23 protein-coding genes and 1 tRNA gene are annotated in these 24,421 nt (G+C 71.5%); 12 read left to right on the top strand and 12 right to left on the bottom strand.

The features are described from left to right. Window positions 1–7 precede the first annotated feature (7 nt). The 6 genes from moaC (at window position 8) to ACJ5H2_RS18250 (ending at window position 3,053) form a co-directional block, all read left to right on the top strand. Entirely contained in the window at window positions 8–481 is a 474-nt protein-coding gene (gene moaC / locus ACJ5H2_RS18275) for a cyclic pyranopterin monophosphate synthase MoaC (protein ID WP_408896863.1), read from the top strand. Further along, window positions 478–963: a molybdenum cofactor biosynthesis protein B gene (locus tag ACJ5H2_RS18270; protein ID WP_408896862.1), complete on the top strand. Its 486-nt coding sequence runs from the start codon at window positions 478–480 to the stop codon at window positions 961–963. Before moaC ends, ACJ5H2_RS18270 begins: the two co-directional genes overlap by 4 nt. Next, window positions 960–1,616 carry a GNAT family N-acetyltransferase gene (locus ACJ5H2_RS18265; RefSeq protein WP_408896861.1) on the top strand — a complete coding sequence of 219 codons (657 nt, stop codon included), beginning with the start codon at window positions 960–962 and terminating at the stop codon, window positions 1,614–1,616. The genes ACJ5H2_RS18270 and ACJ5H2_RS18265 overlap by 4 nt, the downstream gene beginning before the upstream one ends. A gap of 82 nt (window positions 1,617–1,698) precedes the next feature. Continuing rightward, window positions 1,699–2,595, top strand: a complete 897-nt coding sequence (locus ACJ5H2_RS18260) for a hypothetical protein (protein WP_408896860.1) — start codon at window positions 1,699–1,701, stop codon at window positions 2,593–2,595. A gap of 40 nt (window positions 2,596–2,635) precedes the next feature. Continuing rightward, complete coding sequence (locus ACJ5H2_RS18255; RefSeq protein ID WP_408896859.1) at window positions 2,636–2,926, top strand: hypothetical protein; 291 nt, start codon at window positions 2,636–2,638, stop codon at window positions 2,924–2,926. A gap of 51 nt (window positions 2,927–2,977) precedes the next feature. Beyond that, window positions 2,978–3,053: transfer RNA gene (locus ACJ5H2_RS18250), tRNA-Ala, on the top strand. An 85-nt stretch (window positions 3,054–3,138) separates the two neighbouring features. On the opposite strand, the gene ACJ5H2_RS18245 is transcribed toward ACJ5H2_RS18250, so the two are convergent. Further along, window positions 3,139–4,035 carry a tyrosine-type recombinase/integrase gene (locus tag ACJ5H2_RS18245; RefSeq protein ID WP_408896858.1) on the bottom strand — a complete coding sequence of 299 codons (897 nt, stop codon included), beginning with the start codon at window positions 4,033–4,035 and terminating at the stop codon, window positions 3,139–3,141. A 485-nt stretch (window positions 4,036–4,520) separates the two neighbouring features. Here ACJ5H2_RS18245 and ACJ5H2_RS18240 point away from each other — a divergent pair, with 485 nt between their 5' ends. Further along, complete coding sequence (locus ACJ5H2_RS18240) at window positions 4,521–4,814, top strand: barstar family protein (RefSeq protein ID WP_408896857.1); 294 nt, start codon at window positions 4,521–4,523, stop codon at window positions 4,812–4,814. A gap of 1,158 nt (window positions 4,815–5,972) precedes the next feature. Beyond that, window positions 5,973–7,583 (top strand): ABC-F family ATP-binding cassette domain-containing protein, encoded by a 1,611-nt coding sequence (locus ACJ5H2_RS18235; protein ID WP_408896856.1) that lies wholly within the window; start codon window positions 5,973–5,975, stop codon window positions 7,581–7,583. Here ACJ5H2_RS18235 and ACJ5H2_RS18230 read toward each other — a convergent pair. The 5 genes from ACJ5H2_RS18230 to ACJ5H2_RS18210 all read right to left on the bottom strand — a co-directional run bounded on the left by ACJ5H2_RS18230 (window position 7,580) and on the right by ACJ5H2_RS18210 (window position 14,550). Beyond that, window positions 7,580–8,758: an MFS transporter gene (locus tag ACJ5H2_RS18230; RefSeq protein ID WP_408896855.1), complete on the bottom strand. Its 1,179-nt coding sequence runs from the start codon at window positions 8,756–8,758 to the stop codon at window positions 7,580–7,582. The genes ACJ5H2_RS18235 and ACJ5H2_RS18230 overlap by 4 nt on opposite strands. 21 nt (window positions 8,759–8,779) lie before the next feature. Further along, window positions 8,780–10,429 (bottom strand): indolepyruvate oxidoreductase subunit beta family protein, encoded by a 1,650-nt coding sequence (locus tag ACJ5H2_RS18225; protein ID WP_408896854.1) that lies wholly within the window; start codon window positions 10,427–10,429, stop codon window positions 8,780–8,782. After that, a complete protein-coding gene (locus ACJ5H2_RS18220) occupies window positions 10,429–12,609 on the bottom strand; it encodes a thiamine pyrophosphate-dependent enzyme (RefSeq protein WP_408896853.1) in 2,181 nt (726 codons plus the stop codon). Before ACJ5H2_RS18220 ends, ACJ5H2_RS18225 begins: the two co-directional genes overlap by 1 nt. 31 nt (window positions 12,610–12,640) lie before the next feature. Continuing rightward, window positions 12,641–13,411 carry a cyclase family protein gene (locus ACJ5H2_RS18215; RefSeq protein WP_408896852.1) on the bottom strand — a complete coding sequence of 257 codons (771 nt, stop codon included), beginning with the start codon at window positions 13,409–13,411 and terminating at the stop codon, window positions 12,641–12,643. A 167-nt stretch (window positions 13,412–13,578) separates the two neighbouring features. Next, the gene (locus ACJ5H2_RS18210; RefSeq protein WP_408896851.1) at window positions 13,579–14,550 is read right to left on the bottom strand and encodes an AraC family transcriptional regulator; all 972 of its coding nucleotides are present in this window, start codon (window positions 14,548–14,550) and stop codon (window positions 13,579–13,581) included. A 128-nt stretch (window positions 14,551–14,678) separates the two neighbouring features. Here ACJ5H2_RS18210 and ACJ5H2_RS18205 point away from each other — a divergent pair, with 128 nt between their 5' ends. Both ACJ5H2_RS18205 and ACJ5H2_RS18200 read left to right on the top strand, forming a co-directional pair. Next, window positions 14,679–15,158 carry a flavin reductase family protein gene (locus tag ACJ5H2_RS18205; protein WP_408896850.1) on the top strand — a complete coding sequence of 160 codons (480 nt, stop codon included), beginning with the start codon at window positions 14,679–14,681 and terminating at the stop codon, window positions 15,156–15,158. Between the two features lie 46 nt (window positions 15,159–15,204). Continuing rightward, window positions 15,205–16,305, top strand: coding sequence for an LLM class flavin-dependent oxidoreductase (locus tag ACJ5H2_RS18200; protein ID WP_408896849.1), 1,101 nt, complete (start codon window positions 15,205–15,207; stop codon window positions 16,303–16,305). 57 nt (window positions 16,306–16,362) lie between these two features. Here ACJ5H2_RS18200 and ACJ5H2_RS18195 read toward each other — a convergent pair whose 3' ends face one another. The 6 genes from ACJ5H2_RS18195 to ACJ5H2_RS18170 are packed head-to-tail and all read right to left on the bottom strand — an operon-like array spanning window position 16,363 to window position 23,452. Continuing rightward, window positions 16,363–17,178 carry a PaaX family transcriptional regulator C-terminal domain-containing protein gene (locus ACJ5H2_RS18195; protein WP_408896848.1) on the bottom strand — a complete coding sequence of 272 codons (816 nt, stop codon included), beginning with the start codon at window positions 17,176–17,178 and terminating at the stop codon, window positions 16,363–16,365. Further along, the gene (locus ACJ5H2_RS18190; protein WP_408896847.1) at window positions 17,175–17,648 is read right to left on the bottom strand and encodes an acyl-CoA thioesterase; all 474 of its coding nucleotides are present in this window, start codon (window positions 17,646–17,648) and stop codon (window positions 17,175–17,177) included. Before ACJ5H2_RS18190 ends, ACJ5H2_RS18195 begins: the two co-directional genes overlap by 4 nt. Before the next feature lie 20 nt (window positions 17,649–17,668). Beyond that, on the bottom strand, window positions 17,669–20,044 hold the full coding sequence (locus ACJ5H2_RS18185; RefSeq protein ID WP_408896846.1) for a bifunctional salicylyl-CoA 5-hydroxylase/oxidoreductase: 2,376 nt from the start codon (window positions 20,042–20,044) through the stop codon (window positions 17,669–17,671). Beyond that, window positions 20,041–21,696: an AMP-binding protein gene (locus ACJ5H2_RS18180; protein WP_408896845.1), complete on the bottom strand. Its 1,656-nt coding sequence runs from the start codon at window positions 21,694–21,696 to the stop codon at window positions 20,041–20,043. Before ACJ5H2_RS18180 ends, ACJ5H2_RS18185 begins: the two co-directional genes overlap by 4 nt. Next, window positions 21,693–22,610, bottom strand: coding sequence for an acyl-CoA thioesterase (locus tag ACJ5H2_RS18175; RefSeq protein WP_408896844.1), 918 nt, complete (start codon window positions 22,608–22,610; stop codon window positions 21,693–21,695). Before ACJ5H2_RS18175 ends, ACJ5H2_RS18180 begins: the two co-directional genes overlap by 4 nt. A gap of 29 nt (window positions 22,611–22,639) precedes the next feature. Continuing rightward, window positions 22,640–23,452 (bottom strand): fumarylacetoacetate hydrolase family protein, encoded by an 813-nt coding sequence (locus ACJ5H2_RS18170; protein ID WP_408896843.1) that lies wholly within the window; start codon window positions 23,450–23,452, stop codon window positions 22,640–22,642. A 57-nt stretch (window positions 23,453–23,509) separates the two neighbouring features. Here ACJ5H2_RS18170 and ACJ5H2_RS18165 point away from each other — a divergent pair, with 57 nt between their 5' ends. Together ACJ5H2_RS18165 and ACJ5H2_RS18160 are read left to right on the top strand one after the other, a co-directional pair. After that, window positions 23,510–23,965, top strand: coding sequence for a RidA family protein (locus ACJ5H2_RS18165; protein ID WP_408896842.1), 456 nt, complete (start codon window positions 23,510–23,512; stop codon window positions 23,963–23,965). A 49-nt stretch (window positions 23,966–24,014) separates the two neighbouring features. Further along, window positions 24,015–24,416 (top strand): cupin domain-containing protein, encoded by a 402-nt coding sequence (locus tag ACJ5H2_RS18160; protein WP_408896841.1) that lies wholly within the window; start codon window positions 24,015–24,017, stop codon window positions 24,414–24,416. Window positions 24,417–24,421 lie beyond the last annotated feature (5 nt).

The raw sequence follows: 24,421 nt of genomic DNA, 5'->3' as shown, positions 1-24,421 counted from the left end.
AGAAATGATGGCAGCCGACCGACTGACCCACGTCGACTCTTCCGGCGCCGCCCGCATGGTCGACGTGTCCGCGAAGGACGTGACCCACCGGGTGGCGACGGCGTCGGGCCGGGTGCTCGTCTCGCCGGAGGTGGTCGGACTGCTGCGCGGGGAGGGCGTGCCCAAGGGCGACGCCCTGGCCGTCGCGCGGATCGCCGGGATCATGGGCGCCAAGCAGACGCCCGCGCTGGTCCCGCTGTGCCACCCGCTGTCGATCTCCGGGGTGACGGTCGACCTCACCGTCGCCGACGACGCCGTCGAGATTGCCGCGACGGTCAAGACCACCGACCGCACGGGAGTGGAGATGGAGGCGCTGACCGCGGTCTCGGTCGCAGCGCTCACCGTGGTCGACATGGTCAAGGCGGTCGACAAGGGCGCCGTGATCACCGACGTTCGCGTCGAGGCCAAGACCGGCGGCACGTCGGGGGACTGGTCGCGATGACGGGGGCCGGCTACCGCGCCGTCGTCGTCGTGGCGTCGAACCGCGCCGCGGCCGGCGTGTACGACGACACCACGGGCCCGCTCATCGTCGAGGCCCTGCGCTCGTGGGGCTTCGCGGTGGACGAGCCGGTCGTGCGGCCCGACGGCGAGCCCGTCGGGGCGGCGATCGCCCTCGCGGTGCGCGACGGCGCGCGGGTGGTGCTCACCACCGGCGGGACCGGTCTCACGCCGACCGACCGGACCCCCGAGGTGACCCGGCCGCTGCTCGACCGCGAGGTCCCCGGCCTGGCCGAGGCGATCCGGGCGGCCGGAGTGGCGAAGGGCGTGCCGACCGCGGTGCTCTCCCGGGGGCTCGCCGGCGTCGCGGGCCAGGCCCTGGTCGTCAACCTGCCCGGCTCACGGGGCGGCGTGAAGGACGCGCTCGCCGTCCTGGAGCCGGTCCTGCTGCATGCCGTCGAGCAGATCGTCGGGAGCGACCATTGAGCGAGGGTCGGGCCGAGGGGCGCGAGCGGATGCACGTCGGCGTCCCGGGACGGGCGTGGCCGAACGAGCTGGTCTCGGGCACCGACCCGGTCGTCCGGCTGCGACCGATCGGCCGCGGCGACGCACGGGCCTGGCGCTCCGCACGCCGGCGCAACGCGCTCTGGCTGGGGCCCTGGGATGCGACCGCGCCGCCCGGCGCGGACGCCCGGCCGACGTCGTTCCGGACCCTGGTGAAGCGCCTGCGCAAGGCCGCGCGACGCGGGACGACGTACCCCTTCGTGGTGGAGGTCGACGGGGTCTTCGCCGGGCAGGTGAGCGTCAACAACATCGTGCGCGGGTCGGCGCAGTTCGCCTCGGTGGGCTACTGGATCGACCAGCAGTTCGCGGGTCGCGGCGTCATCCCGCGTGCCGTGGCGATGGTGATCGACCACTGCTTCTTCCAGGCGGGGCTGCACCGCATCGAGATCTGCATCCGCCCGGAGAACTCCAACTCGCTGCGCGTGGTGGAGAAGCTCGGCATCCGCGAGGTCGGCTACGCGCCGTACTTCCTGCACATCGACGGCGAGTGGCGTGACCATCGCATCTTCGCGGTCACCCGTGAGGAGGCGCCGCGCGGTGTCCTGGTCCGGCTCGAGGACCACGCCGACGGCTGAATCACATCCGTCACACGAATCAATCTGTGACACACCGATGGACATGCGCCCCGTCCTGAGGTACCGCTCCTAACCTCTCGGTGTGGACCTGAGCTCGCTGATCTTCGTCGCCTTGTTCGTGGCGTGGGCGGTCTACCTCGTCCCGAAGGCCCTCCGGCACCACGAGGAGGACGCCTCCAGCCGCTCGGTGGAGGGCTTCTCCGACCGGCTGCGGGTGCTCGCCCGGCGCGAGGCGGTCTCCGCCACCGAGGCCGAGCTGGTCACGGCCGGTCGCCCGGTGCGCAAGGCCGCCGAGCCTCAGGTGGAGCCGCTGACCGAGCCCGCCGACGACAGCGCGGAGCCCGCGGCGCCCACCCCTGCGCCGCGTGCCTCCCGTCCCTCGCGCTCGGGTGCGGCCCGCCGGGCGGCCGCCCGGCGGCGGCGGGTCTTCAACGTGCTCCTGGTCGCCATCGTCGTGGTCGGCGGCATGGCGATCGGCAAGGTCGTCGCCTGGGCCTGGCTCGCGGCACCGGTCTCCCTGATGGCGCTCTGGCTGGTCGCCTGCCGCCTGATGGTCCGGCGCGAGCGCGCCGCGCGCTCCGCCCGCCCCGTCCGGGTCCGCAAGCCGCGGACCACCCTCGCCGACGAGGCGATCGCGGCCGAGGACGCCGAGCCGGCGGACCCCGCGGGCGTGCCCGGCCCCTTCGGCGAGCTGAGCGACGACACCGACGAGATCCCCGTCGTGACAGCGGAGGTGCTCGACGACTCCGGCACCGACGCCGCCGCGCAGGGCTGGACGCCCGTCCCCGTGCCGCTGCCGACGTACGTCGCCAAGGCGCCGGCCGGTCGCACCGTCCGCACCATCGACCTCGACGCCACCGGCGTGTGGAGCTCGGGCCGCAACGAGGCCGACTCGCAGCTGGCCCGCGAGGCCGATGCCCAGCGCGCGCAGAGCGACGCCGCGGGCGAGGCCGAGCAGCGCCGCGCCACCGGCAGCTGACCCTCCGGATGGGCCGTTCGTGGCCGGGTAACGCACGGCCATGACCGACCACAGCTCCGAAGGCAGCGCGGCCGACCGACAGGCCGCCCAGCAGACCCGCGAGCAGGAGAAGCGGCAGGCGGACTCGGCGACCGCCGTCTCGCCGGACACCCAGTTCGCCGACCCCGGAGAGATCGTCGACGACAGCCCGTTCTCGGGCGAGGCATCCCGTGGCCAGTCGACGACCTTCGAGGACCCGCCGAAGCCGCGCGCGAGCTCCGACGTCGACGACGGCCCGAGCGGCGACGACCAGCCGCGCCCCGCCGGACACGCGGACGACGACCGCAACTAGCATCCCGATTCGGAACGGGCGCCGCGCGGGTGCTACCGTTTCTCCTCGCTTGGGGGTGTGGCGCAGTTGGTAGCGCGTCTCGTTCGCAATGAGAAGGTCAGGGGTTCGAATCCCCTCACCTCCACCACAGCAGCAAGAACCGGCAGGTCGCCTCTGACCTGCCGGTTCTCGCGTTTTCGGATCTATGGCGGTTGGACTTCCGCGGACGGGATTCACCGCGCCGGGCCGTCTCGCTTACCCCCGGCGTACCCCCGGCCGGTGGGCGTGCCGCGCAGTGCCTCCCGGGTGCTCCGACCAAGGCGGTCAGTCGCCTCGATCTCGGGCTCGGCTTTCGGGCCCGGGCCGCGGCTGGGGTCGTTCAACCGATCCAGGCCGGCCTGGTCAGCCGAGGTGCCGAGGAAGTGCAGGTAGCGGTTCGTGGTGGCGATCGACTCGTGGCCCATCCACGCCTGGACGGTGCCGGGATCCACGCCGCGCGCCAGCCACAAGCAGGCGGCCGTGTGGCGCAGGTCGTGGATACGCCGGCCTCCGGCGGTCTGATCCCACTTCACGGTGCGCAGCACAGCGGTGCGATGCAGCTGGGCGCCTCCGCCGGTGGTGATCAGCAGGTCGGTCGGCTCCTTGCCCTCGGCCATGCGCTGGACGATCGGCAGAATGCGGTCGGCCAACGGGACGCGACGTCCACGGCGACCCTTGGTGGCCTTGACCGCTCCGCCCTCGGTCTGCGACCGCCGCACCAGCATCCCGGGCGTGGGTACGTCGACGACGTCCTCGACGAGCAGGGAGCGCGCCTCGCCCCACCGCATCCCGGTCCAGCCCAGCACGAGCAGCACGTCGGCCAGGTGCGGGTCCCGCGCCTTCCACCGGTCGTAGGTGGCCTCGAGCTCGGCCTCGGTCCACGGCCGCATCTCGGTCGCCTCCTCGGAGGACCGCGGCACCTTCGTCGCGGTGACCGGATTGCGCACGACGGCCTTCTCCCGCACGCACCAGGCGAAGAACGTCGACAGGCTTGCGCGGTACCGGACCACCGAGCGCTCACTGAGCCCGCGCTGGATCAGCGTCTCGAACGACCGCGCGATCTCTCGCTCCGAGACGGCCCCCACCTGCATCGCCTGCATGCTCGTCGGCACCAACCGCTGCAGCGCCTGGTCGCTGCGGTACGAACCGTCAAGCCTCGAGCGGCACGTCAGCGCCGTTCTCGACTCCCCCAGCGCCTGTCGACGCGTGCTCTTGCGGAGGATCTGTCTGCCGCGCAGCTGGCGAACCCGGTGGTCGACACCCTTCGCGCGACAGGTGGTCTACCCTCCAATTACGTGACGAAGAGCCAAGCCGCCGCCGCAGGGTGGTCCCCGGGCAAGGCCCTCGACAACTACGTGCCAGGTGGACAGCTCGGTGGCGACGTTTTCAAGAACCCGGCGGGCGTCGGATTGCCGACGGCTCCAGGTCGCACGTGGTTCGAGGCCGACATCGGTCTTTCTGGATCCATGAGCCGGGCGAAGCAGCCGGGAACCAGATTGCTCTACTCCAACGACGGGATGGCATACGTGACTCCAGATCACTACCGCCGTCTTTACCAACTTCCAGGGTGGTAGAAGTGGCTGACGTAACAATCAACGGGGCGGAGATCTACACCGAGGCGGACCTTCATCGCTCACTCGAAGTCCAGCTGGAGTTCGGTGAGTATTACGGTCGCAACCTCGCCGCACTTCGTGACCGCCTTCTAGCTGACGTACCGCGACCTGTCAGGTTGGTCTGGGAGCACTCCGACATCAGCCGAGCGCGTTTGGGAGACGACCTCTTCGACAAGGTCCGAGCGGTCCTCGAGGAAGTCGTTGAGCAGGACGTGGAGTTCGGTTGGGAGGACCGATTTGAGTATCACTTGGCGTGACATCCGAGCTTGGTCGCCCTCGTTGTCGGCCTACTTGCCGCCCTGGCGGCGATCCTCGTCGGAACCACGTCGTCGGCGTCGGCGGCTGGGGTCGCTGAAACTTCGCGTCGAGCCGGTCTCCGTGGCATCACGGGCCGACCGAAGTGGATGCAGAACAAGCCCGCCACCAGCGCGACGGAATGGTCAAATGGCCTTCGCCGGGCCAGGAGCGGCCCGACTCCCGATCCGGGTGACCGGGCATCACCGAGCACCCCACGCGGGAGGGCGAGGTCGAATGCTGGGTCGTGCTGGACACGTACTCGCGTCGGGTCGTGGGCTAGTCGATCGACACGTCGCCGACCGCGGCCCTGGTGACTGACACGCTCGGCATGGGGATGGACAGCAGGCTCGGGAAGACCACAACAGCTTGGACCGTGATCCATCCCGGCCAAGGCGTCCAATTCGATTCGTGGGCCTTCACTGACTGCGCCAAGACCTCCGGCCGGCTGGCGGTCGCTACCGGTGTTGACACCTGGGCCGTTGGGTCCAACGCTGGGGGAGTCCATGGCCCCCCGGCGTGGAGAAGCCGGCACTCAGCTCACCGGGGGCTCCTACCCCCGGCGTGCCCCGAGGGTGCAATCTACGCGGTTCCATGCGTTGAATCGACGCCTGGGCAGGCGTGGATCGGACAGGTGTCCGCAGGGAAGGCCATTCGCAATGAGAAGGTCAGGGGTTCGAATCCCCTCACCTCCACCAGCACAGCTTGAACCGGCAGGTCGCCTCTGACCTGCCGGTTCTCGCGTCTCGGACTGCCGGCCGTGAGCTTCTCCGCTGAGGCCAGCGCCAGCGCCCGCGAGCTCGTCGCTCGAGCACGTGGCAGCGGCGTCGGCTGAGGACTTCGGGCCCTGGCCCGGCCGTGACTATGCTGGGGGCGTGTTGGTAGAGGTCGACAGACGCCAGCCGCCTGCCCTGGCGGCCGCCTCCCTCTCCCTCTGATCCCTGAGCGGATCCCTCTCCGGACGTCGCCCGGCGACTGCGTCCCGCTGCGTCCCGCTGCGCATCGATGCAGCGTCCGCGCGCGTGCGTGCGGCCGGTGACGGCCCTGGTGACCGGGGGCTGAGCGGCGCGCGTCGATGGCAGGCAGCGCGACGCCACCTCCAACTCATCGAAAGCACTCCCATGTCTCGACCCGTCATCACCCTGCGCGACGTCTCCTTCGAATGGCCGGACGGCTCCATCGCGCTCTCCCATCTCAGCGGCTCCTTCGCAACGGGGCGCACCGGACTCGTCGGCCGGAACGGGGCCGGCAAGTCCACGCTCCTCAAGCTCGTCGCCGGACTGCTGCGACCGACGAGCGGCGCAGTCGAGGCGGCCGGCGAGGTCGCCTATCTGCCCCAGAAGCTGACCCTTCAGTCGTTGACGACCGGTGCCGATCTGCTGGGCATCACGCCGGTCGTCGACGCCATCAACGCGGTGGAGGCCGGCGACGTGCGACAGGAGCTCTTCGACGTCATCGGCGACGACTGGGACATCGAGTCGCGTGCCGCCGAGCTGCTCGACCAGGTCGGGTTCGGAGCAGGTGACCTCCAGCGCCGGGTGGCCGAGCTGTCCGGCGGCGAGGCCATGCTGCTCGCGGTGACCGGTCTGCGCGTACGCCGATCGCCCATCACGCTGCTGGACGAGCCCACCAACAACCTCGACCGGCCGACCCGCGCCCAGCTCTCGGACCTGGTGGACCAGTGGCCGGGCGCTCTCGTCGTGGTGAGCCACGACCTGGAGCTGCTGGAGCGGATGGACCACACCGCGGAGCTTCACGACGGCGAGCTCTCGACGTTCGGTGGGCCCTACAGCGGATGGCGTGCCCAGCGAGAGCAGCAGGAGGAGGCCGCGCAGCGGGCCGCCCGCGCGGCGCAGCAGGCGCTGAGGGTCGAGAAGCGGCAGCGCATGGAGGCCGAGACGAAGCTGGCGCGGCGCGAGCGCACCGCCCGCAAGACACAGAGCAGCGGTGGCATCCCGAGGATCCTCGCGGGCAACAGGGCGAGCAAGGCGCAGAACGCTGCGGGCTCGCTGCGCTCGACGCTCGACGACAAGGTCAACGCGGCGCAGGCCGCGCTGGACGAGGCGGATGCCCGGGTCCGTCGCCACGAGCGCATCAACCTGACCCTTCCGGACCCCGCGCTGCCGCGCGGGCGTCGCCTGGCGGAGATCTCGCACGAGGGCGGAGCCATCGTGGTCCAGGGTCCGGAGCGCCTGGCCGTGATCGGCGCCAACGGCTCCGGAAAGTCCACACTGGTGCGCCAGCTGGTGGGGGAGACCCCGAGGAGCGGCCAGGGTCCCGCTGCCACGCTGCTGACCGAGCGCTTCGGCTACCTTCCCCAGCGGCTGGACAACCTCGACGAGGACGCCAGCGCGATGGTGAACGTGAAGAAGGTCGCCGGCGACGTCGCCGACGACGTGATCAGGAACCAGCTGGCGCGGCTGCTGCTGCGCGGACCCGCAGCGGATCGCCCCGTCCGCACGCTGTCGGGTGGCGAGCGCTTCCGTGCCTCGCTGGCCACCCTGCTGTTCGCCCAGCCGCCCGCCGAGATCCTCGTCCTCGACGAGCCCACCAACAACCTCGACATCGAGAGCGTCGACCAGCTGGTCGACGCCCTGGGACAGTACCGCGGCGCTCTGGTCGTGGTCAGCCACGACCTGGGCTTCCTCAGGCGTCTCGGCATCGACCTCGTCGTCGAGGTCGAGGCGCTCGGGCGGGTGGTCCGGCGCGCGGGCCTGGACGGGGACTCCTAGGTCGGCGACGCCGGGCGCGCGGGGCTGCTGGCGACGAGCCCGGCCGTCGCCAGCGCGGCCGCTGCGAAGGCGAGGAGAAGGGCTCCGGGCGTCGCGCCGGCGCCGAGGAGGAGCCCGCCGGCGAGTGGACCTGCCGCGGCTCCGAGACGGCCGATCCCCAGGGCCCAGCCCAGCCCTGTCGCCCGGAGGTCGGCACCGTACGCCGTGGCGGTGGCACCGTTGAGGATCGTGGTGGCGCCCATGGTGCCGAGCCCGGCCAGCCAGAGCAGGACGGACGCCGCACGCGAGGCCGGATCCGTCGCCAGGACCGCGAGGCCCACCGCTCCGCCCGCGAAGAGCGCGAAGGCCGTGCCGGGTTGGCCCCACCGGTCGGCTGCCAGCCCTGCGAGTGGTGTCCCCAGGACGGCGCCGAGGTTGAAGACCGCGAGCAGGCGGAGAGAGTCCGTGGGCCCGTGGCCCGCGTCGAGCAGCAGCTGGACGAGCCAGGCGTTCAGCCCGTAGACCACGAGCAGTGACATCGCAGTGCTCGCCCAGTGCGTCACGGTCAGCCGGCGCGTCGCGGGGGTCCACAGCGCCCTGACGCCGACCAGATCCCCTGCTCCTGCCCGACCGCCACCGTCCCTCGTCAGGCGCGGCAGGACGAGCACCAGGCAGGCAGCGGCCCCAGCGCCTACCCCGAACAGGGGGCGCCAGCCCCCGCCGTGCAGGATCACCGGCGCGGCCAGCGCGCCCAGCGCCGAACCGAGCTGCAGCCCGGAGAACATGAGCGTGTGCACCGCCGTACGACGACGGCGCGGCGCGACGGCGGCCGTCAGCGCGATCGCGCTCGGGACCGCGGCACCGGCCCCGACTCCCGTCAGCAGCCGACCCACGCCCAGCGCCCACGGCTGCGTGGCGACGGTGCACGCGGCCATCCCGGCGACCATGGTGGCGACCGCGGCGCGCAGGACGGTGGACGAGGGGTGACGCCGGCTGAGCCGGGCCGAGCCCAGGCCGCCCACCAGCATCCCCGCCATCGCGCCCGAGGCCACGACGCCGGCCGAGGCGTCACTCAGGCGCACGTCCGTGCCGCCGACCAGCCGCGGCAGCGCGGCGGCATAGGCAGCGAGCTCGTAGCCGGTCAGGAGGACAGCGAGGAAGCAGCCCGCGACCGGCATCACCCACCGCGCGCTCACCAGGCGGCACTCACGAGGCGGTCACGAGACGGCCGGCGCGCGCTCCGGCTCGGCGTCGAGCGCGAGGAGCGCCTGCTCCAGGGCGGCGCCCTCCTCGTCGGCCAGCGCCGCGGAGCGGAGCCCGGCGAGGGTGCCTGCCGCGCCCGCCCGCCCGACCAGGCGGTCGGCCGCCTCCATCAGCGTGGTGAAGCTCTCGACGCTGTGGTGGTGCGTCTCGCCGTATCCCTTCAGCACCCGCTGGCATTCGACGATCTCACACGCCAGGTCATAGTCGATCGGCGCGACCGCACGGGCCTTCTCGAGCCACGCCTCGATCGCCGCCTGCTCGCGGCCGAAGCGCAGTGACCGGGGCCGGATCGGACGGAACATCGCCATCGCCCACAGCAGCGTGAACCCGATGATGCCGGTGGTGTTGACCACGATCCCGTTGCGCGTCAGACGCCCGACGGCCGCCCCGAACCACCGCGACCTCGCGACCCACCGGCCGAGGCGGGTCGGCAGGGTGTCGGCGATCTCCTCGACCTGGGGATGGAGATACTCCCGCACGTTCATCAGCTGCCCGGGCGCAGCCTTGGCCTCCGCACGGACGCCCTCGATGCGGCGGCGGCGGATCTTCTGCTGCGCCACCTGGATCGTGTCCTGGTAGCACATCCAGAGGGCGATGTGACGGGCTCCCTCGGTCGTCAGGCGCGCCGAGCCATCGGTGTCGACCGCCGCGAGGCGGGCGACCCGGTCGAGATAGCGGTCGGTGTACGCCGGGCTCTGGTAGACCGCCGTGCGCACGGCGCCGTGGAGCAGCATCGACCGTGCGGTGGTGGGGAACTCCTCCGCGATCCGTGCCGCCTGGGGCTGCAGCCGAGGGCCGACGAGCGAGGCCGGGTCGGTCGCCGCGACCTCGCTGCGGCGCCGCTCGGCCTCTGCGGCGGCCTCCTCGGCCGGGTCGATCGGTCGCCGGCCGATCGTGATCGGGACCGGGCCGCCGCCCGCAGGCGCCGCCGGCGCGGCGACCGGCCGGGGCGCCGGACGCTGCGCGGCGTCGTACCCGAGTGCGAAGGCGGCCAGGGACGCCTCGACGCCCTTGCCCGCGGCGCGGATCGCGTCCTCGAAGGCGTCGCGGGAGAACGGGACCGCCCCCGATCCGGCCAGGGCGCCGAAGAGCGCCGCGCTGATCACGCTGTGCGCGTCGAGGGCGAGCTGCATGAAGTCCGCGCCGATGAACCTCTTCGCCCCGGCGTGGGCGGCCTCGAGCAGGGCGTTGCTGTCGACGCGGCCGTCGCCGAGGGCGAGCTTCTCGTCCATCGAGTACACCCGGTTGGTCGACGCGATGAGCGTGGTCCGGTCGGGCGTGGCGAAGCCGCGCTGGATCGCCCGTCCGGCCTCCATCAGCTCGGAGGCGATGACGACGTCGACCTCGCCGGGGGTGGGGAACAGCGACAGGACAGGCTCCCGTCGTACGTCGCCCTCGTGCGGCTCGGCGTCCGGGTACATCTCGACGTAGTAGACCGTCGCACCGGTGCGCTGGGCCACGCCGGCGACCGACGTGGTCTGGGCGTGGTAGCCGGACCGCTCGCCGACGTCGACGATCCAGTCGGCGAGCACCCCGCCGCCCTCGCCGCCCATCGCCAGGATCGCGATCGTGATGGGCCGTCGGCCCTCGTTCCAGCTGGACATCAGCTCACCTCGACGACTTCGTAGCGGGCGGCGCGGCGCTCGACACCGCTGGAGAGGATCCCGATCCAGCCCTTGCGCAAGCCAGCGAGCACCTTGTCGCGGCGGTTCGGGTTGTAGACCAGGTCGCTGCGATAGAACGACGGGCAAAGCGACGCCGCGTGGGCGTTGGCTCCGCACACACCGCACCCGACGCACGAGTCGAGGACGGTCGCGACCGGGTCGGTGCGCATCGGGTCGGGGTTGGCCTTGATGCTCAACGACGGGCAGCCGGAGACGCGGATGCAGGCGTGGTCGCCGGTGCAGGTGTCGGCGTCGACGCCGAAGCGCTCCTTGACGACGCGCTTGCCCTCCTTCATCGCCCTCGCGCGGATCGGCTTCTCGCGGCGCTGCTTGTTGAGCATGCACTCGCTCTGCGCGACGACGACCTTGGGTCCGGCGGTGCGGGTGGTGAGCGCCTTGACGAACAGGTCGCGCAGCTTGCCGATCTGGTAGGTGTCGCTGACCGTCCTGGCCCAGGTGACGCCGACGCCGCGGACGGCCTTCTCGATCGGGTGCTTGGTGGAGCGGAGCACGTTGTCGGCCTTCGACGACAGCACGTCCTGGCCACCGGTCGCGGCGCTGTAGGCGTTGTCGACGACCAACAGCAGCTGGTCGCTCTGGTTGAACACGGCGTTGCCCACGCCGCTGGTCAAGCCGTTGTGCCAGAAGCCGCCGTCACCCATCACGGCGACGGTGCGACGGTCGGCGTCCTTGGAGTTGAGTGCAGCAGCGCCAGCGGAGCCCAGCCCGTAGCCCATCGTGGTCGCGCCGAGGTTGAACGGCTCGTTGATGGCGAAGAGGTGGCAGCCGATGTCGGCGCTGACGTGGTGCTTCTTGCCGGTCTCCTTCTCCGCCAGCTTGAGGGCGGAGAAGATCGGCCGCTCCGGACACCCGGTGCACAGGCCCGGGGGACGGGTGCGGACGACGGACGCGTCCACCCGGGGCGCGAACGGGCTGGCCGGATCCGACTGCGGCAGCAGCAGGCTCGGCGTGTCCTGGACCGCGCCGGGCGCGTACCTGCTCAAGAAGGCGTGCACGCCCTTGGTCACCGCGGTCGCGGTGTACTCACCACCCACCGGCAGGAGATCCTTGCCGTGCAGCGCGACACCGGATCCCGCGCGGCGCAAGATGGCGTTGAGGTTCTGCTCGATGTAGTCCGGCTGCCCTTCCTCGACGAGCAGGACCGCACGCTTTCCCTCGCAGAACTCGAGGATCTCCGCGTCCACGACCGGATAGGTCACGTTCATGACGTACGTCGGAACGTGCGTGTTGCCGAAGGCGTCCGAGCAGCCGAGGAGCTCCATCGCGCGGTTGAGGGTGTTGTAGACGCCGCCCTGCACGATGATGCCCACATCGCCGTGGGAGCCGTCCGCGCCGAGCACCTCGTTGAGGCCGCGCGACCGGATGTAGTCGACCGCGGCCGGCCAGCGGTCCTCGAGCTTCTCCTTCTCGTGCAGGAAGCTCGCCGGCGGCAGCACGATCCGGTCCAGCTGGCGCGACGGGTTCTCGACGGCGTCCTTGACCGTCATCGGAGGGCGCACGTTGTCCTTCGCGGTGAAGCTCCCGTACAGGTGGCAGGAGCGCAGCCTCAGCTGCAGCATCACCGGGGTGTTGCTGGCCTCCGAGAGCTCGAACCCGGCCTCGACGGCGTTCACGATCGCCTCGATGTTCGGCCGCGGGTCGAGCAGCCACATCTGCGACTTCATGGCGAAGGCGTGCGAGCGCTCCTGCATGATGCTGGAGCCCTCGCCGTAGTCCTCGCCGACGATGATCAGCGCGCCACCGCGCACCCCGCCGCTCGCGAGGTTCGCCAGGGCGTCGGACGCCACGTTGGTGCCGACGGTCGACTTGAAGGTGATCGCCCCACGCAGCGGGTAGTTCACCGATGCCGCGAGCATCGCCGCCGCCGTGGCCTCCGACGCGCTGTTCTCGAAGTACACGTCCAGCTCGTCGAGGATCTCGTGCGCGTCGCCGAGCACGTCCATCAGGTGGGAGATCGGCGCGCCCTGGTAGCCGCCCACGTACGCGACCCCCGACTGGAGCAGCGCCTTGGTCACCGCGAGGATGCCCTCACCGGAGAACCGGCCTCCCTCGCCCATGCGCAGCTTCTTCACCTCGTGGGCGAACGACCGCTCGGCCATCGTGGTCCTTCCTCGTCGTCGGTCGGGTCGGTCAGGCGGGGATGATCGCGAGCACCCGGGCCGGCGACCCGGTGCCGCCCACGATCGGCAGCGGCGAGGCGATGATGAGCGCGCCGGACGCCGGGAGGCGTTCGAGGTTCTGCAGCTGGGTCAGCCCGAACTTGTTGGCACCGAGCAGGTAGTGGTGCACCGGGAAGGGTGGCTCCATGGCGCCCGCCTGACCCGCGTCGACGCCGACCGTCTCGACCGCGAAACCGGTGATCGGCGAACGGGCCAGCCACTCGGCGCCCGCGGGGGAGACCCCCGGGGTGTGGGGGCCGTTCTCGTCGGCGTTGGCGAACGCCGCGGCGTCCTTGTTGAACCGGCTCCAGCCGGTGCGGAAGACCAGCCAGGCGCCCTCGGGGATCGGCCCGTTGTTGGCGACGTGCTTGTCCAGGTGCTCGGGCTCCAGCACGAAGTCGGGGTCCTCGGCCGCCTCCGCGGTGAAGTCGAGTACGACGGCCGGACCGACCAGGCGGCTCGGCGGGATGGCGTCGACGGAGTATCCGTCGCGGCCCGTCGCCCAGTGCACCGGCGCGTCGAGGTGGGTGCCGGTGTGCTCGCCCGTGTGGATGTTGTTCCAGCCCCAGGCGGGCCCGGCCTCGTCGAAGTCGGACACGGTCTCGAGCGAGAGGGGGATCGTGTTCGCGAACGGCGGGGGGAGCTGGAGGATCGGGGTCTCCGGTGACAGCGGAGCGGTGAGGTCGAGGATCTCGACCTCGCCGGCGGCGAGGCCGGCGAGGAGCGCGGCGACTGCGGTCATGGCGGCAACCTTTCGAAGGACGTCAGCGGTGCGTGAGCGTGGTCACACGCGGTTGTCGCAGGACGCTAGGCGCAGCCCGGGGCGGACCTCTATCCGCAAAACGCGTGGCTCAGCCGGAAAGCGCCGAGATCGTCGAGGGCACCCTCCTGCTGCGACGCAGGCGACCCTCAGCGGCTGCGCTGAAGGGTCTCGCTGGGCGTCTCGCCGAACGCCGCGCGGTAGTCGCCGGAGAGGCGTCCGAGATGGGTGATGCCCCACCGGGCGGCCGCCTCGGTGACGGACCGGGCGGTGCCGTCGGAGAGCGACTGACGCACGCGCTCCAGGCGAGCTTGGCGCACATAGGCCATCGGCGTCGTGTCGAGGTGGAGCTTGAAGCCGGCCTGGAGGGCGCGGATCGAGACGCCGACCGCGTCCGCGATGTCGAGCGTCCCGAGCGGCTCGGCGCAGTGCTCCTCGATCAGCCTCGCGGCGCGCCGCACGACCCGGTCGGGCGTCGCCCGCTCGGCCACGGTGTCCTCGGGCGTCGCGGCGAGCGACACGAGCAGCCCGTCGACCACGGCGACCTGGAGCGCCTCGGCGGCGAGCGGCGAGCTGACGAGCCCGTCCTCCCGCTCGAGGTCGGTCATCACCATGTCGAGGAGTCCGCGCCAGCTGCGCCCCGCGCCCCGCGTGATGTCGAAGGTGCCGCCCGCGTCCTGCGGTACGACGAGCCCGCCCGCCGTGGCCATCTCCAGCCGCTCGCGCAGGAGGTCCGGCGTGATCCGGACCATCAGCCGCGGGTTGCCCGCGGAGTAGCGCATCCGCACCGGCTCGCCCGGCGAGGTGACCGCGGCCCGGCGCGGGCTGGCGGTGAAGGACTGGCTGCCGGCGACGATGTGGCTCAGCCCGCCGAGCGGGATCTGGATGAGGTGGAAGTCGAGCCGGTCGGCCCTGACCTCGACCTCGGTGCCGTAGTCGATGTAGTGGAAGCTCAGCCGGTGCAGCTCGGCCGCGTTGTGGAGCGCCCGGAAGCGCTCGCTCGCGCGCAGCGGGGTGAGCTCGTGGGGCGCGAGCGATGCGGCGACGGACGCGCGTGCGTCATCGACGTTCGTGGTGCGCAGCACGCCGTGCGAGCCCAGCGGCGTCGGGACACGAGCCATGGCTCCTCCTGCAGTCCGGTGATGCGATTCTGCAACGAACGTCAAGATAATGACATGTCTGCGCGGAGTGGACAGGGCAGTCGTCACGCGGATAGCGGCCACCCGGATGCCGGTCCGACGATTCTGGCATGACCTGTGTGACACCGACCACACTCGACGTGACGCCGTCCGTGCTGCGCAGCCAGCTCGCGCGCTGGCCCACCGGCGTCGCCATCGTCACCGCCCTGGGGCCCGACGGGCCGGTGGGGAAGACCGTCAACAGCTTCCACGCCACCTCGCTCGAGCCCGCACTCGTCGGCTGGTGCATCGACCACCGATCCAGCCAGCTCGAGGCGTGGCTCGCGGCCGAGGGCTATGTCGTGCACGTGGCTGCCGCCGACCAGACGGATCTGGTCACGCGGTTCGCGACCGCGGCCGCCGACCGCTTCGCGGGGCTCGCGTGGCGGCCGGGAGTCGACGGCATGCCGATCCTGCCCGTCGACGTCCCGCTGCGGCTCGAGTGCCGGGTGGCGCACCGGTTCGCGGTGGGCGACCACACCTACCTGATCGGCGAGGTCGTCGCCATGACGGCCGCGGCCGACGTCGTACCCATGACCCTCCAACGCTGACCGCCCCCTGCCGGACCCGACCGAACCGACTCGACCAGGAGCAACCATGAGCATCCCGATCCTCGACAACGACCACTTCCGCCTCGGCCTCTTCTCGTCCAACTGCTCGGGCGGTCTCGCCGTCACCACGATCCCCGAGCGGTGGTCGGCGTCGTGGGAGGACAACCTGCGGCTGGCCCGGGTGGCCGACGAGACCGGGATCGACTTCATGCTCCCGATCGCCCGCTGGATCGGCTACGGCGGCGACACCAACTTCCACGAGGGAGTGCTCGAGCCGATCCCGTGGGCCACCGCGATCCTCGCGCACACCGAGCGGGTCAACGTCTTCGCGACGGTCCACACGGCGTTCAACCATCCCGCGGTCGTGGCGAAGCAGCTCGCGACGATCGACCAGATGGCCCCGGGCCGCGTCGGCGTCAACGTCGTCGCGGGCTGGAACCAGCCGGAGTACGTCGCCATGGGAGCCGACCTCCCCCAGGACCACGACTCCCGCTACCAGCTGGCCCAGGAGTGGATCGACGTGGTCACCACGCTCTGGAGCAAGGACGGGCGTTACGACATCGAGGGCCGGTTCTGGAGCCTCGAGGGCATCGAGTCGGTGCCCAAGCCGGCGGCGGGCCGCCTCCCGATCCTCAATGCCGGCTCCTCGGAGCAGGGCAAGGCCTATGCCGCCCGCAACGCGGACTTCGTCTTCACCATCGTGGGCGGACCCGAGGACGGTGCCGGGGTCGTGACGCAGCTGCAGGCCAACTCCGCCGCTCTCGGGCGGAAGGCCGGCGTCCTCACGCCGACGCACGTCGTGTGCCGCCCCACCCGCAAGGAGGCCGAGGAGTACCTCCACTACTACGCCGTCGAGAACGCGGACTGGGACGCCGTCGACAACCTGATGCGGCTGCAGGGCCTGCACGCGCAGTCCTTCTCCAAGGAGCTGCTGGAGAACTTCCGGGGCCGCTTCGCCGCCGGGCACGGCACCTGCCCGTTGGTCGGCTCGCCGGACGACGTCGCCGACGAGATCGAGCGGTTCGCCCAGGCTGGCTTCGGGGGCATCACCATGGCGTTCGTCGACTACGTCGGAGAGCTGGAGTACTTCGCCGAGGAGGTCATGCCGCGCCTGGTCAAGAAGGGCCTGCGGCCCGAGAGCCTCTGAGGCCGCTGGTCACGGGCGCACACGCATGCGGCGCGGCCGCGGTCCGGCCCGAACCGGTCAGGACCGCGGCCAGTGCGTCTTCGCGTGCTTGAGGGCCTGCTTCTCCAAGGCGGCGACGAGACGCTCGAAGAGCGCGGTCGCCTCCGGAGCCGACCACTTCGGGTCGAGGACCTCGCTGGGCAGGCCCGGGTCCCGGAAGGGCAGCTTGCGCCAGGTGTCCACGAGGGTGAGATACGCCGCGAACGCGGCGGCGCCCCTGAGTCCCCGCAGCTCCTCGACCCGCGGCGCGTAGGCGGCGACGAAGTCCCGGTAGCCCTGGTCGATCGCGTCCAGGTCCCAGGAGCCGTAGAGCAGGTCGGTCAGGTCCTGCGGGCCGTGGTAGTCGCCGACGAAGATCGCCGCGTGCTCGGACAGGTCGAGCTCGGCGACCGCCCGCTCCGCGGCCGCGCGCATGCGCGCCGGCGCGATCCACAGCGCCGTACCGGCGTTCCCGAAGCCCAGGTGGGCGAGGTGGGCGCGCAGCTGGTGGCGTTGCGCCCGCTTGGACTCGGGCACGCCGAAGTGCACGATGCACCAGCCGTCCGCGAGGTCGGCCGGTCGGCGCGCGTGCCAGATGACCTCGTCGCCCGCAGCGAGCGTCTCGTCGGCCTCGGCGGTGAGCGCGTAGCCGCGAGCGCCGTGCTGGGAGACCGAGTCGAGCCAGCCGTTCTTCTTGAGCCGGAAGACCGCCGTGCGGACTCCCGGAGCGTCGATGCCGACCTCGGCGAGGAGATCGACGGCACCGGCGATCGGCATCCATCCCCCGAGCGGGCGCACGACGGCGCCGAGGAAGGTGACGACGGTGGTGCGCGGCTGCGGGGCCCTGCTGCTCACGGACGCCCATTCTGCCCGGAGGCGCCGGCGTTCCCGGCCAGCGCCGCGACCCAGTCGACGGGCCAGGGCCGGCTACGGCGGGTGCCGTCGACCGCGGTGGCGGCGACCTGGCCCGTGCCCATGTGCACCGTGACATAGCGGCCCCGCGCCGCCTGGGTCCGCGGCCGGCCCTCGAAGGCCTCGCCCCAGACCTCGAACTCCCAGGTCATCGACGCGGTGCCGATCGTGGCGAGCGTGACGGTCGCCGTCACCTCCTGGCCGAAGAACAGGGGCGCGCGGAAGTCGGCCTCGAAGCGGACCCGCGGCGCGCTGGCGAAGTAGCCGTGGAGGCCACGCTCACGCATGAGCGTGGCCTCCGCCGCTTCGACGAACCGGGTCACCGTGCTGTTGTGGTAGATCCCTGACGCATCGGTGTCCACCCACTCGACGCGCGAGCGGAAGACGCCGGAGGGGCGAGGGGAGTCGTCCATGTCCGGCATTCTCGGCGACGTCAGGCCGTCGCCTGCACGGGGGGCGGAGTCCAGCGCAGGTGCACGTCCTCCGTCTCGCCCTCGCGCAGCAGCTGCAGACGCGGGGGGACCTTGTCCGTCCGCGACGTCGGCGGCCGTCGACGGCCGGCGGCCCACTGCACGGGCCAGTCGGCCGCCGCCCCGGTGTACTCCTGCTCGGCCGCGGCGTGGAGCGTCCAGCTCGGGTCGTAGAGATGGGTCCGGCCGAGGGCACAGATGTCGGCACGCCCCGCGAGCAGGATCGAGTTGACGTCGTCGTACGACGAGATCGCGCCGACCGCGATGACCTTCACGCCCGCGGGCTCGGCCACCAGGTGGCGGATCTTGTCGGCGAACGGGGTCTGGTACGAGCGGCCGAAGGCGGGTCGCTCCTCCTTGCCGACCTGGCCGGACGACACGTCGATCGCTGCGGCCCCGGCGGCGATGAACGCCCGGGCGATCTCGACCGCGTCGTCGTCGGTGTTGCCGTCGGGGATCCAGTCGGTCGCCGAGATCCGCACCGTCACCGGGATCCGCGCCGGAACGGCGTCGCGCACGGCAGCGAACACCTCGATCGGGAAGCGCAGGCGGTTCTCGAGCGAGCCGCCGTACTCGTCCGTGCGGTGGTTGGCGACGGGGGAGAGGAAGGACGAGAGCAGGTAGCCGTGGGCGGCGTGGACCTCGACGAGGTCGAAGCCGGCGTCGACGGCCCGGCGGGCGGCCGCGACGAAGTCGGCGACCACCCGGTCCAGGTCGGCACGGGTCGCCTCGCGCGGCACGTGGCAGCCGGGACCGTAGGGCAGGGCCGAGGGGCCGACGACCTCCCAGTTGCCCTCCTCCAGCGGCTCGTCCATGCCCTCCCACATCAGCTTGGTCGAGCCCTTGCGCCCCGAGTGGCCCAGCTGCGTGCCGATCTTCGCGGTGCTGTGGGCGTGGACGAAGTCGGTGACCCGTCGCCACGCCGCCGCCTGCTCGTCGGTCCACAGGCCGGGGCAGCCCGGGGTGATCCGGCCCTCGGGGGACACGCAGGTCATCTCGGTCATGACGAGGCCGGCGCCGCCGAGGGCCTTGCTGCCGAGATGGACGAGGTGGAAGTCGGTCGGGACGCCCTCGACCGCGCAGTACTGGTCCATCGGCGACAGCATGACCCGGTTCTTCAGCTCCAGCTCGCCGATGCGGACCGGCTGGAACATGGCCGGCGCGGACTCGTCACCTCCCTGGCTGCGCGCGAAGGCGCTCTCCATGAGGCCGGCGAACCCGGCGTCGCGCTCCTTGAGGTTCTCGAAGGTGATCCGGCGCGAGCGGGTCAGCAGGTTGAAGACGAACTGCGCCGGCTCCTGGTCGGCGTACATGCCGATGTTCTCGAACCACTCCAGCGAGGCCTGCGCCGCACGCTGCGTCGACTCCACGACCGGCTTCCGCTCGGTCTGGTACGCCGCCAGGGCAGCCTCGACGCTCGGGTGCTCGTGCAGGCAGGCCGCCAGCGCGAGCGCGTCCTCCATCGCGAGCTTGGTGCCCGAGCCGATCGAGAAGTGCGCGGTGTGGGCGGCGTCGCCGAGCAGGACGACGTTGTCGTGGTGCCAGCGCTCGTTGCGGACGGTGTGGAAGTTGAGCCACTTCGAGTTGTTCGTGAGGATCCGGTGTCCCTGCAGCTCGTCGGCGAAGATCTCGGCGATCCGCTCGACGGCGTACTCGTCCGAGACGCCGGGCGGGAAGATCTCGTGCTCGGTCCGGTCCAGGCCGGCCCGGCGCCAGACGTCGTCGTGCATCTCCACGATGAAGGTCGAGCCCTGGTCGGAGTAGGGGTAGCCGTGGATCTGCATTGTGCCGAACTCGGTCTGCTTGACGAAGAACTGGAAGGCCTCGAAGACGAGGTCGGTGCCGAACCAGATGTACTTGTTGTCGCGTCGGTCCAGGCTCGGGCGGAAGACGTCGGCGTACTTGGTGCGGACCGCTGAGTTGAGGCCGTCAGCGGCGAGCACGAGGTCGAACTCGGCGCGCAGCCGGTCGGGATCGGGCGCCTCGGTGCGGTAGTGCACGGTCACGCCGAGCTCGGCGACGCGCTCCTGCATGATCTGCAGCAGCTCCTTGCGTGACATCGCCGCGAAGCCCTGCCCGCCGACCGTGAAGGGCGTGCCGTTGAACTCCACGTCGATGTCGGTCCACCGCGCGAAGCGGGCCTCCATCCGGTCGTGGATCACCTGGTCGGCACCCTCGATGCTGCCGAGGGTCTCGTCGGAGAAGACGACTCCGAAGCCGAAGGTGTCGTCGGGGGCGTTGCGCTCCCAGACGGTGATGTCGTGACGGGGGTCGAGGGTCTTCATCAAGGTGGCGAAGTAGAGCCCCCCGGGCCCGCCGCCGACGATCGCGATCCTCATGCTCGGTTCTCCGATCCGCTGAGCTGCCGCAGTCTGAAGTGCTGCAGCTTTCCGTTGGTGTTGCGCGGCAGGGCCTCGAGGAAGCGCACCTGGCGCGGGTACTTGTACGGCGCGAGACGCGCCTTGACGTGCTGCTGGAGCTCGGCGACCTTCGCAGGGTCGCCGTCGACGCCCTCGCGGAGCACCACGAAGGCGCACACGATCGCACCGCGGTCCGGATCGGGAGCGCCGACCACGCCGGCCTCCACCACGTCGGGGTGGGTGCCGAGCGCCTCCTCCACCTCGGGGCCGCTGATGTTGTAGCCGGAGGAGACGATCATGTCGTCGGTGCGGGAGCGGTACCAGAAGTAGCCCTCCTCGTCCCGGACGAAGGTGTCCCCGGTGACGTTCCAGCCGTTGACGACGTAGCTGCGCTGCCGAGAGTCGTCGAGATAGCGGCATCCCACCGGACCGATCACGGCCAGGCGTCCCTCGACGCCTGGGCCGACCTCGTTCCCGTCGGCGTCGAGGATCGTCGCGCGGTAGCCCGGCACGGGCCTCCCGGTCGCTCCGGGACGGATGTCGTCGCCCGCGGCGGACAGGAAGATGTGGAGCAGCTCGGTGGCTCCGATCCCGTCGATGACCTTCAGGTCCAGCTCGCGACGCAGCTCCTCCCACGTCGCCTGAGGCATGTGCTCGCCGGCGGTGACGGCGACGCGCAGGCCCTTGAGCTGCCCGACCGCGCCCGACTTCAGGATCTGCTTGTACGCCGTCGGGGCGGTCGCGAGCGCCGTGACGCCGTGCTCGTCGACGAGCCGGGCGAGCTGGACCGGCGTCGCCGTCTCGGTCAGCAGCGCGCACGCGCCCGCTCGGAGCGTGAACACGACGAGCATGCCGAGGCCGAAGGTGAACGCCAGGGGTGCCGTGCAGGCGACGAGGTCGTCGGGCCGCAGCTGCAGGGTGGTGCGACCGAAGGTGTTGTCGATCGACAGGAGGTCGCGGTGGAAGTGCGTCGTCAGCTTGGGCACGCCCGTCGTTCCGGACGTGGGCCCGAGGAGTGCGACGTCGTCGGCCGCGGTGTCGACCGCCTCGAACGCAACGGGCTTGCTCAAAGCTCGCCGGGTCAGGTCGTCGTCCGCGTCCCCGCCGTAGGCGACGACCGCCATGCCGGGAGCGACGCTTTCGCGAACCTCGTGCACGTCGCCGAGGAAGCGGTGGTCGACCAGCGCCACGCTCGGGCGGGTCCGCTCGACGATCGGCGTCAGCTCCGTCGCCCGGAGTGCGGCCATCGTGGTGACGACGATGCCGCCGGCCTTCAGCACCCCGAGCCACGCGGCCACGGTCCACGGGTTGTTCGGGGAGCGCAGCAGCACTCGGTTGCCGCTGACCAGGCCGAGGTCGTCGACGAGCACGTGAGCGACCTGGTTGGCGCGCGCGAGCAGCTCGCCGTAGGTCCACACGGTCCCGTCGGGAGTCCGCAGGGCAGCCCGGTCGGGTCCGTGGGTCGCGACAGCGGCGTCGATGATCTCGACCGCGGCGTTGAGCCGCTCGGGATACTGCAGCAGCGGTGTCGTGAACTCCAGCGTGGGCCACAGCTCGGCAGGCGGCAGGTGGTCACGGGCGAAGGTGTCCACCAGTCCCGAGGGAGCCAGCGGGGCGAACGCGCCGGTCATGACGTCGCCCCGGCCGCACGGATCATGCCCTCCTGGACCACGGTCGCGACGAGCGTGCCCTCGGGCGTGAAGAAGCGGCCCAGGCCCGACCCGCGTCCGGCCTCGACCGACACGGCCTCCTGCGCGTAGAGCAGCCAGTCGTCCATCCGGACCGGGCGGTGGAACCACATCGCATGGTCGAGGCTCGCGGTCACCAGTCCCTCGTCGGCCCAGGCCAGGCCGAGCACGCGGAGCGCCGGCTCGAGGATCGTGTAGTCGCAGACGTAGGCCAGGGCGGCGAGGTCACGCTGCTCGTCGGTCAGTCCCTCGACCGGGCGCAGGGTGTCGTACGGCTTGACCCAGACCGCCTGGTGCGGCGTGTGCCCGCCCTCGACGGTCAGGTAGACCGGTCCGGGGACGTGGCGCATGTCGAAGCTGCGACCGCCCGACCAGTAGGCCTTCGAGGTCTGGGTCATGGTGCCGCCGGTGCGCTCCGCGAGGTACGCCGCGGAGGTGGGCAGGTCCACGGGTCCCGGGAGGCCTGCCGGCAGCTCGGCCTGGAACGAGCCGCCGACCTCGCCCGCCGCGAAGCTCGCCAGGCAGACATAGACGACCTTGCCGTTCTGGAAGGCGCGCACCTGACGGGTGCTGTAGCCGCGCCCGTCCCGCAGCAGCTCGACCTCGTAGCGGACCTCCGCCCCGATGTCGACGGGCCGCATGAAGTACGAGTGCATCGAGTGCAGGGCCTTGCCGTCCGGGCCGGCCGACGGCACGGTCCGTACCGCCGCGACGACCGCCTGCGCGACCATGTCGCCACCGTAGGCCTTCGGCCACGGACACGGCTGGGTCGTCGCGGTGAAGGCCACGTCGAAGACCTCGGCCTCGCTCTCCTTGAGCGTGACCGCGTCGGTGAAGATCGCGCTGGTGGGTGCCATGGGAGGTCCTTCGGTCGTAGGGGTGAGGGTCAGGCGATGCGGACGGTGTTGGTGAGCAGGCCGATCTCGGGGATCTCGGTCTCGACCACGTCGCCGTCGCGGAGGTAGGTGGGCGGCTCCATCCCCATGCCGACGCCGCCGGGCGTGCCGGTCAGCACGACGTCGCCCGGACGCAGCACCGTGAAGGTCGAGACGTAGGACAGGAGTGCGGCGCTGTCGAAGACGAGGGTCCTGGTGTTGCCGCGCTGCCGCTCGACGCCGTTCACCCGGCAGATCACGTCGACGCCCGCGGTGGGGTCGACCTCGTCGGGCGTGACGACGACGGGGCCGAGGGGTGTGGTCGCGTCCCAGGCCTTGCCCTGGAACCACTGCAGGGTCCGGCGCTGCCAGTCGCGCACCGAGATGTCGTTGGCGACGGTGTAGCCGGCGATGGCCGCCTGGGCCTCGGCCGGCGTCGCGTGGCGCAGCTGCGTGCCGACGACGACCGCCAGCTCGGCCTCCCAGTCCAGCTGGAGGCCGTCGCGGTCCGGCAGCACGATGTCCTCGCCGGGCCCGAGCAGCGTGTCGGCGTACTTCGCGAAGAGCGTCGGGTACGCCGGCACGTCACGGCCGGTCTCGGCGATGTGGTCGGCGTAGTTGAGGCCGCAGCAGATCACCTTGCCCGGACGGGGCAGGGGGAGCACGGGCCGAGCGCCAGGGATCTCAGCGCCCGGCACGAGTGCCGCGCCGGACGCCAGCAGCTCGCAGAGGTCGGCGGCCGGCAGGGCGTGCCACCGCCCCTCGACCGCGACGGCCGCAGTCGTGCCGTGGCCGGCGGGTGGGGCGACGGTGGCGATGCGCATATGTCATTTTGAGCACGAACGTTGCGTATATGTCAATAACCGACCTAGGGTGTCCGCATGACCACCGACCTCACCCAGCACGTCGCGCCGGATCTCACCCCCGTTGCCGTGAACCCTGCGGAGCTGGCGGCGCCCAGCGGCTACTCGCACGGCACGCTCAGCGGAAACACGCTCTACCTCGGCGGTCAGACCGCCCTCGACGCGGACATGCGGATCGTGCCTGGCGGGATCGTCGAGCAGTTCCGTCAGGCCTTCGGCAACGTGCTCACGACGCTCCGCGCGGCGGGCGGCGTACCCGAGGACCTCGTTTCGATCACCATCTATCTGACCGACATCCCCGACTACCAGGCTCACGGGCGCGAGATCGGGGCCGTCTGGCGCGAGCTCGCCGGACCCGTCTATCCCGCCATGGCCGGCATCGGCACGACGGGACTGTGGCAGCCCGAGGCGCTCATCGAGATCCTCGGCGTCGCCGTCATCCCCGACGAGCGACTCGTCCGCCCCGGCGGCTGACGCGACCAGCACCCATCAGCACCCCGACCACCATCGAAGGAGAACCGCCATGCCCGCCATGACCCCCTACGCGGACGACCTCAACGCCCTCCCGCCCCTCGCCTCCCGCTACGTCCAGGTCGACGAGCTGCCGTGGAAGCCCACCGGCTTCCCGGGCATCGACATGAAGGTGCTGCTCCGCGAGCCGGAGACCGGCCTGCTGACGGCGCTGTTCCGCTGGCAGCCGGGCGCCGTCCTGCCGCTGCACGAGCACGTCGAGATCGAGCAGACCTACGTCCTCGAGGGCAGCATCGTCGACGAGGAGGGCGAGACCACGCCCGGCAACTTCTCGTGGCGCCCCAAGGGCAACCAGCACCGAGCGCACGCGCCCAACGGCGCCCTGCTCATCGCCTTCTTCCTCAAGCCCAACGTGTTCCTCGAGGGCGCCGAGGCCGGCACCACCCTGGAGTGAGGGCG

The sequence above is a fragment of the Nocardioides pymetrozini genome (assembly GCF_046058985.1).
GTDB lineage: Bacteria > Actinomycetota > Actinomycetes > Propionibacteriales > Nocardioidaceae > Nocardioides.
The sequence above is the reverse complement of the archived record's forward strand: the minus strand, read 5'-3'. Positions and strand labels throughout refer to the sequence as shown.

What these genes read in the sequence shown, in the direction of transcription:
- moaC (WP_408896863.1), top strand. Translation starts at nt 8, where the DNA reads ATGGCAGCCGACCGACTGACCCACGTCGACTCTTCCGGCGCCGCCCGC.
- ACJ5H2_RS18270 (WP_408896862.1), top strand. Translation starts at nt 478, where the DNA reads ATGACGGGGGCCGGCTACCGCGCCGTCGTCGTCGTGGCGTCGAACCGC.
- ACJ5H2_RS18255 (WP_408896859.1), top strand. Translation starts at nt 2,636, where the DNA reads ATGACCGACCACAGCTCCGAAGGCAGCGCGGCCGACCGACAGGCCGCC.
- ACJ5H2_RS18245 (WP_408896858.1), bottom strand. Translation starts at nt 4,035, where the DNA reads ATGCAGGTGGGGGCCGTCTCGGAGCGAGAGATCGCGCGGTCGTTCGAG.
- ACJ5H2_RS18235 (WP_408896856.1), top strand. Translation starts at nt 5,973, where the DNA reads ATGTCTCGACCCGTCATCACCCTGCGCGACGTCTCCTTCGAATGGCCG.
- ACJ5H2_RS18225 (WP_408896854.1), bottom strand. Translation starts at nt 10,429, where the DNA reads ATGTCCAGCTGGAACGAGGGCCGACGGCCCATCACGATCGCGATCCTG.
- ACJ5H2_RS18220 (WP_408896853.1), bottom strand. Translation starts at nt 12,609, where the DNA reads ATGGCCGAGCGGTCGTTCGCCCACGAGGTGAAGAAGCTGCGCATGGGC.
- ACJ5H2_RS18215 (WP_408896852.1), bottom strand. Translation starts at nt 13,411, where the DNA reads ATGACCGCAGTCGCCGCGCTCCTCGCCGGCCTCGCCGCCGGCGAGGTC.
- ACJ5H2_RS18210 (WP_408896851.1), bottom strand. Translation starts at nt 14,550, where the DNA reads ATGGCTCGTGTCCCGACGCCGCTGGGCTCGCACGGCGTGCTGCGCACC.
- ACJ5H2_RS18205 (WP_408896850.1), top strand. Translation starts at nt 14,679, where the DNA reads ATGACCTGTGTGACACCGACCACACTCGACGTGACGCCGTCCGTGCTG.
- ACJ5H2_RS18200 (WP_408896849.1), top strand. Translation starts at nt 15,205, where the DNA reads ATGAGCATCCCGATCCTCGACAACGACCACTTCCGCCTCGGCCTCTTC.
- ACJ5H2_RS18190 (WP_408896847.1), bottom strand. Translation starts at nt 17,648, where the DNA reads ATGGACGACTCCCCTCGCCCCTCCGGCGTCTTCCGCTCGCGCGTCGAG.
- ACJ5H2_RS18185 (WP_408896846.1), bottom strand. Translation starts at nt 20,044, where the DNA reads ATGAGGATCGCGATCGTCGGCGGCGGGCCCGGGGGGCTCTACTTCGCC.
- ACJ5H2_RS18180 (WP_408896845.1), bottom strand. Translation starts at nt 21,696, where the DNA reads ATGACCGGCGCGTTCGCCCCGCTGGCTCCCTCGGGACTGGTGGACACC.
- ACJ5H2_RS18175 (WP_408896844.1), bottom strand. Translation starts at nt 22,610, where the DNA reads ATGGCACCCACCAGCGCGATCTTCACCGACGCGGTCACGCTCAAGGAG.
- ACJ5H2_RS18170 (WP_408896843.1), bottom strand. Translation starts at nt 23,452, where the DNA reads ATGCGCATCGCCACCGTCGCCCCACCCGCCGGCCACGGCACGACTGCG.
- ACJ5H2_RS18165 (WP_408896842.1), top strand. Translation starts at nt 23,510, where the DNA reads ATGACCACCGACCTCACCCAGCACGTCGCGCCGGATCTCACCCCCGTT.
- ACJ5H2_RS18160 (WP_408896841.1), top strand. Translation starts at nt 24,015, where the DNA reads ATGCCCGCCATGACCCCCTACGCGGACGACCTCAACGCCCTCCCGCCC.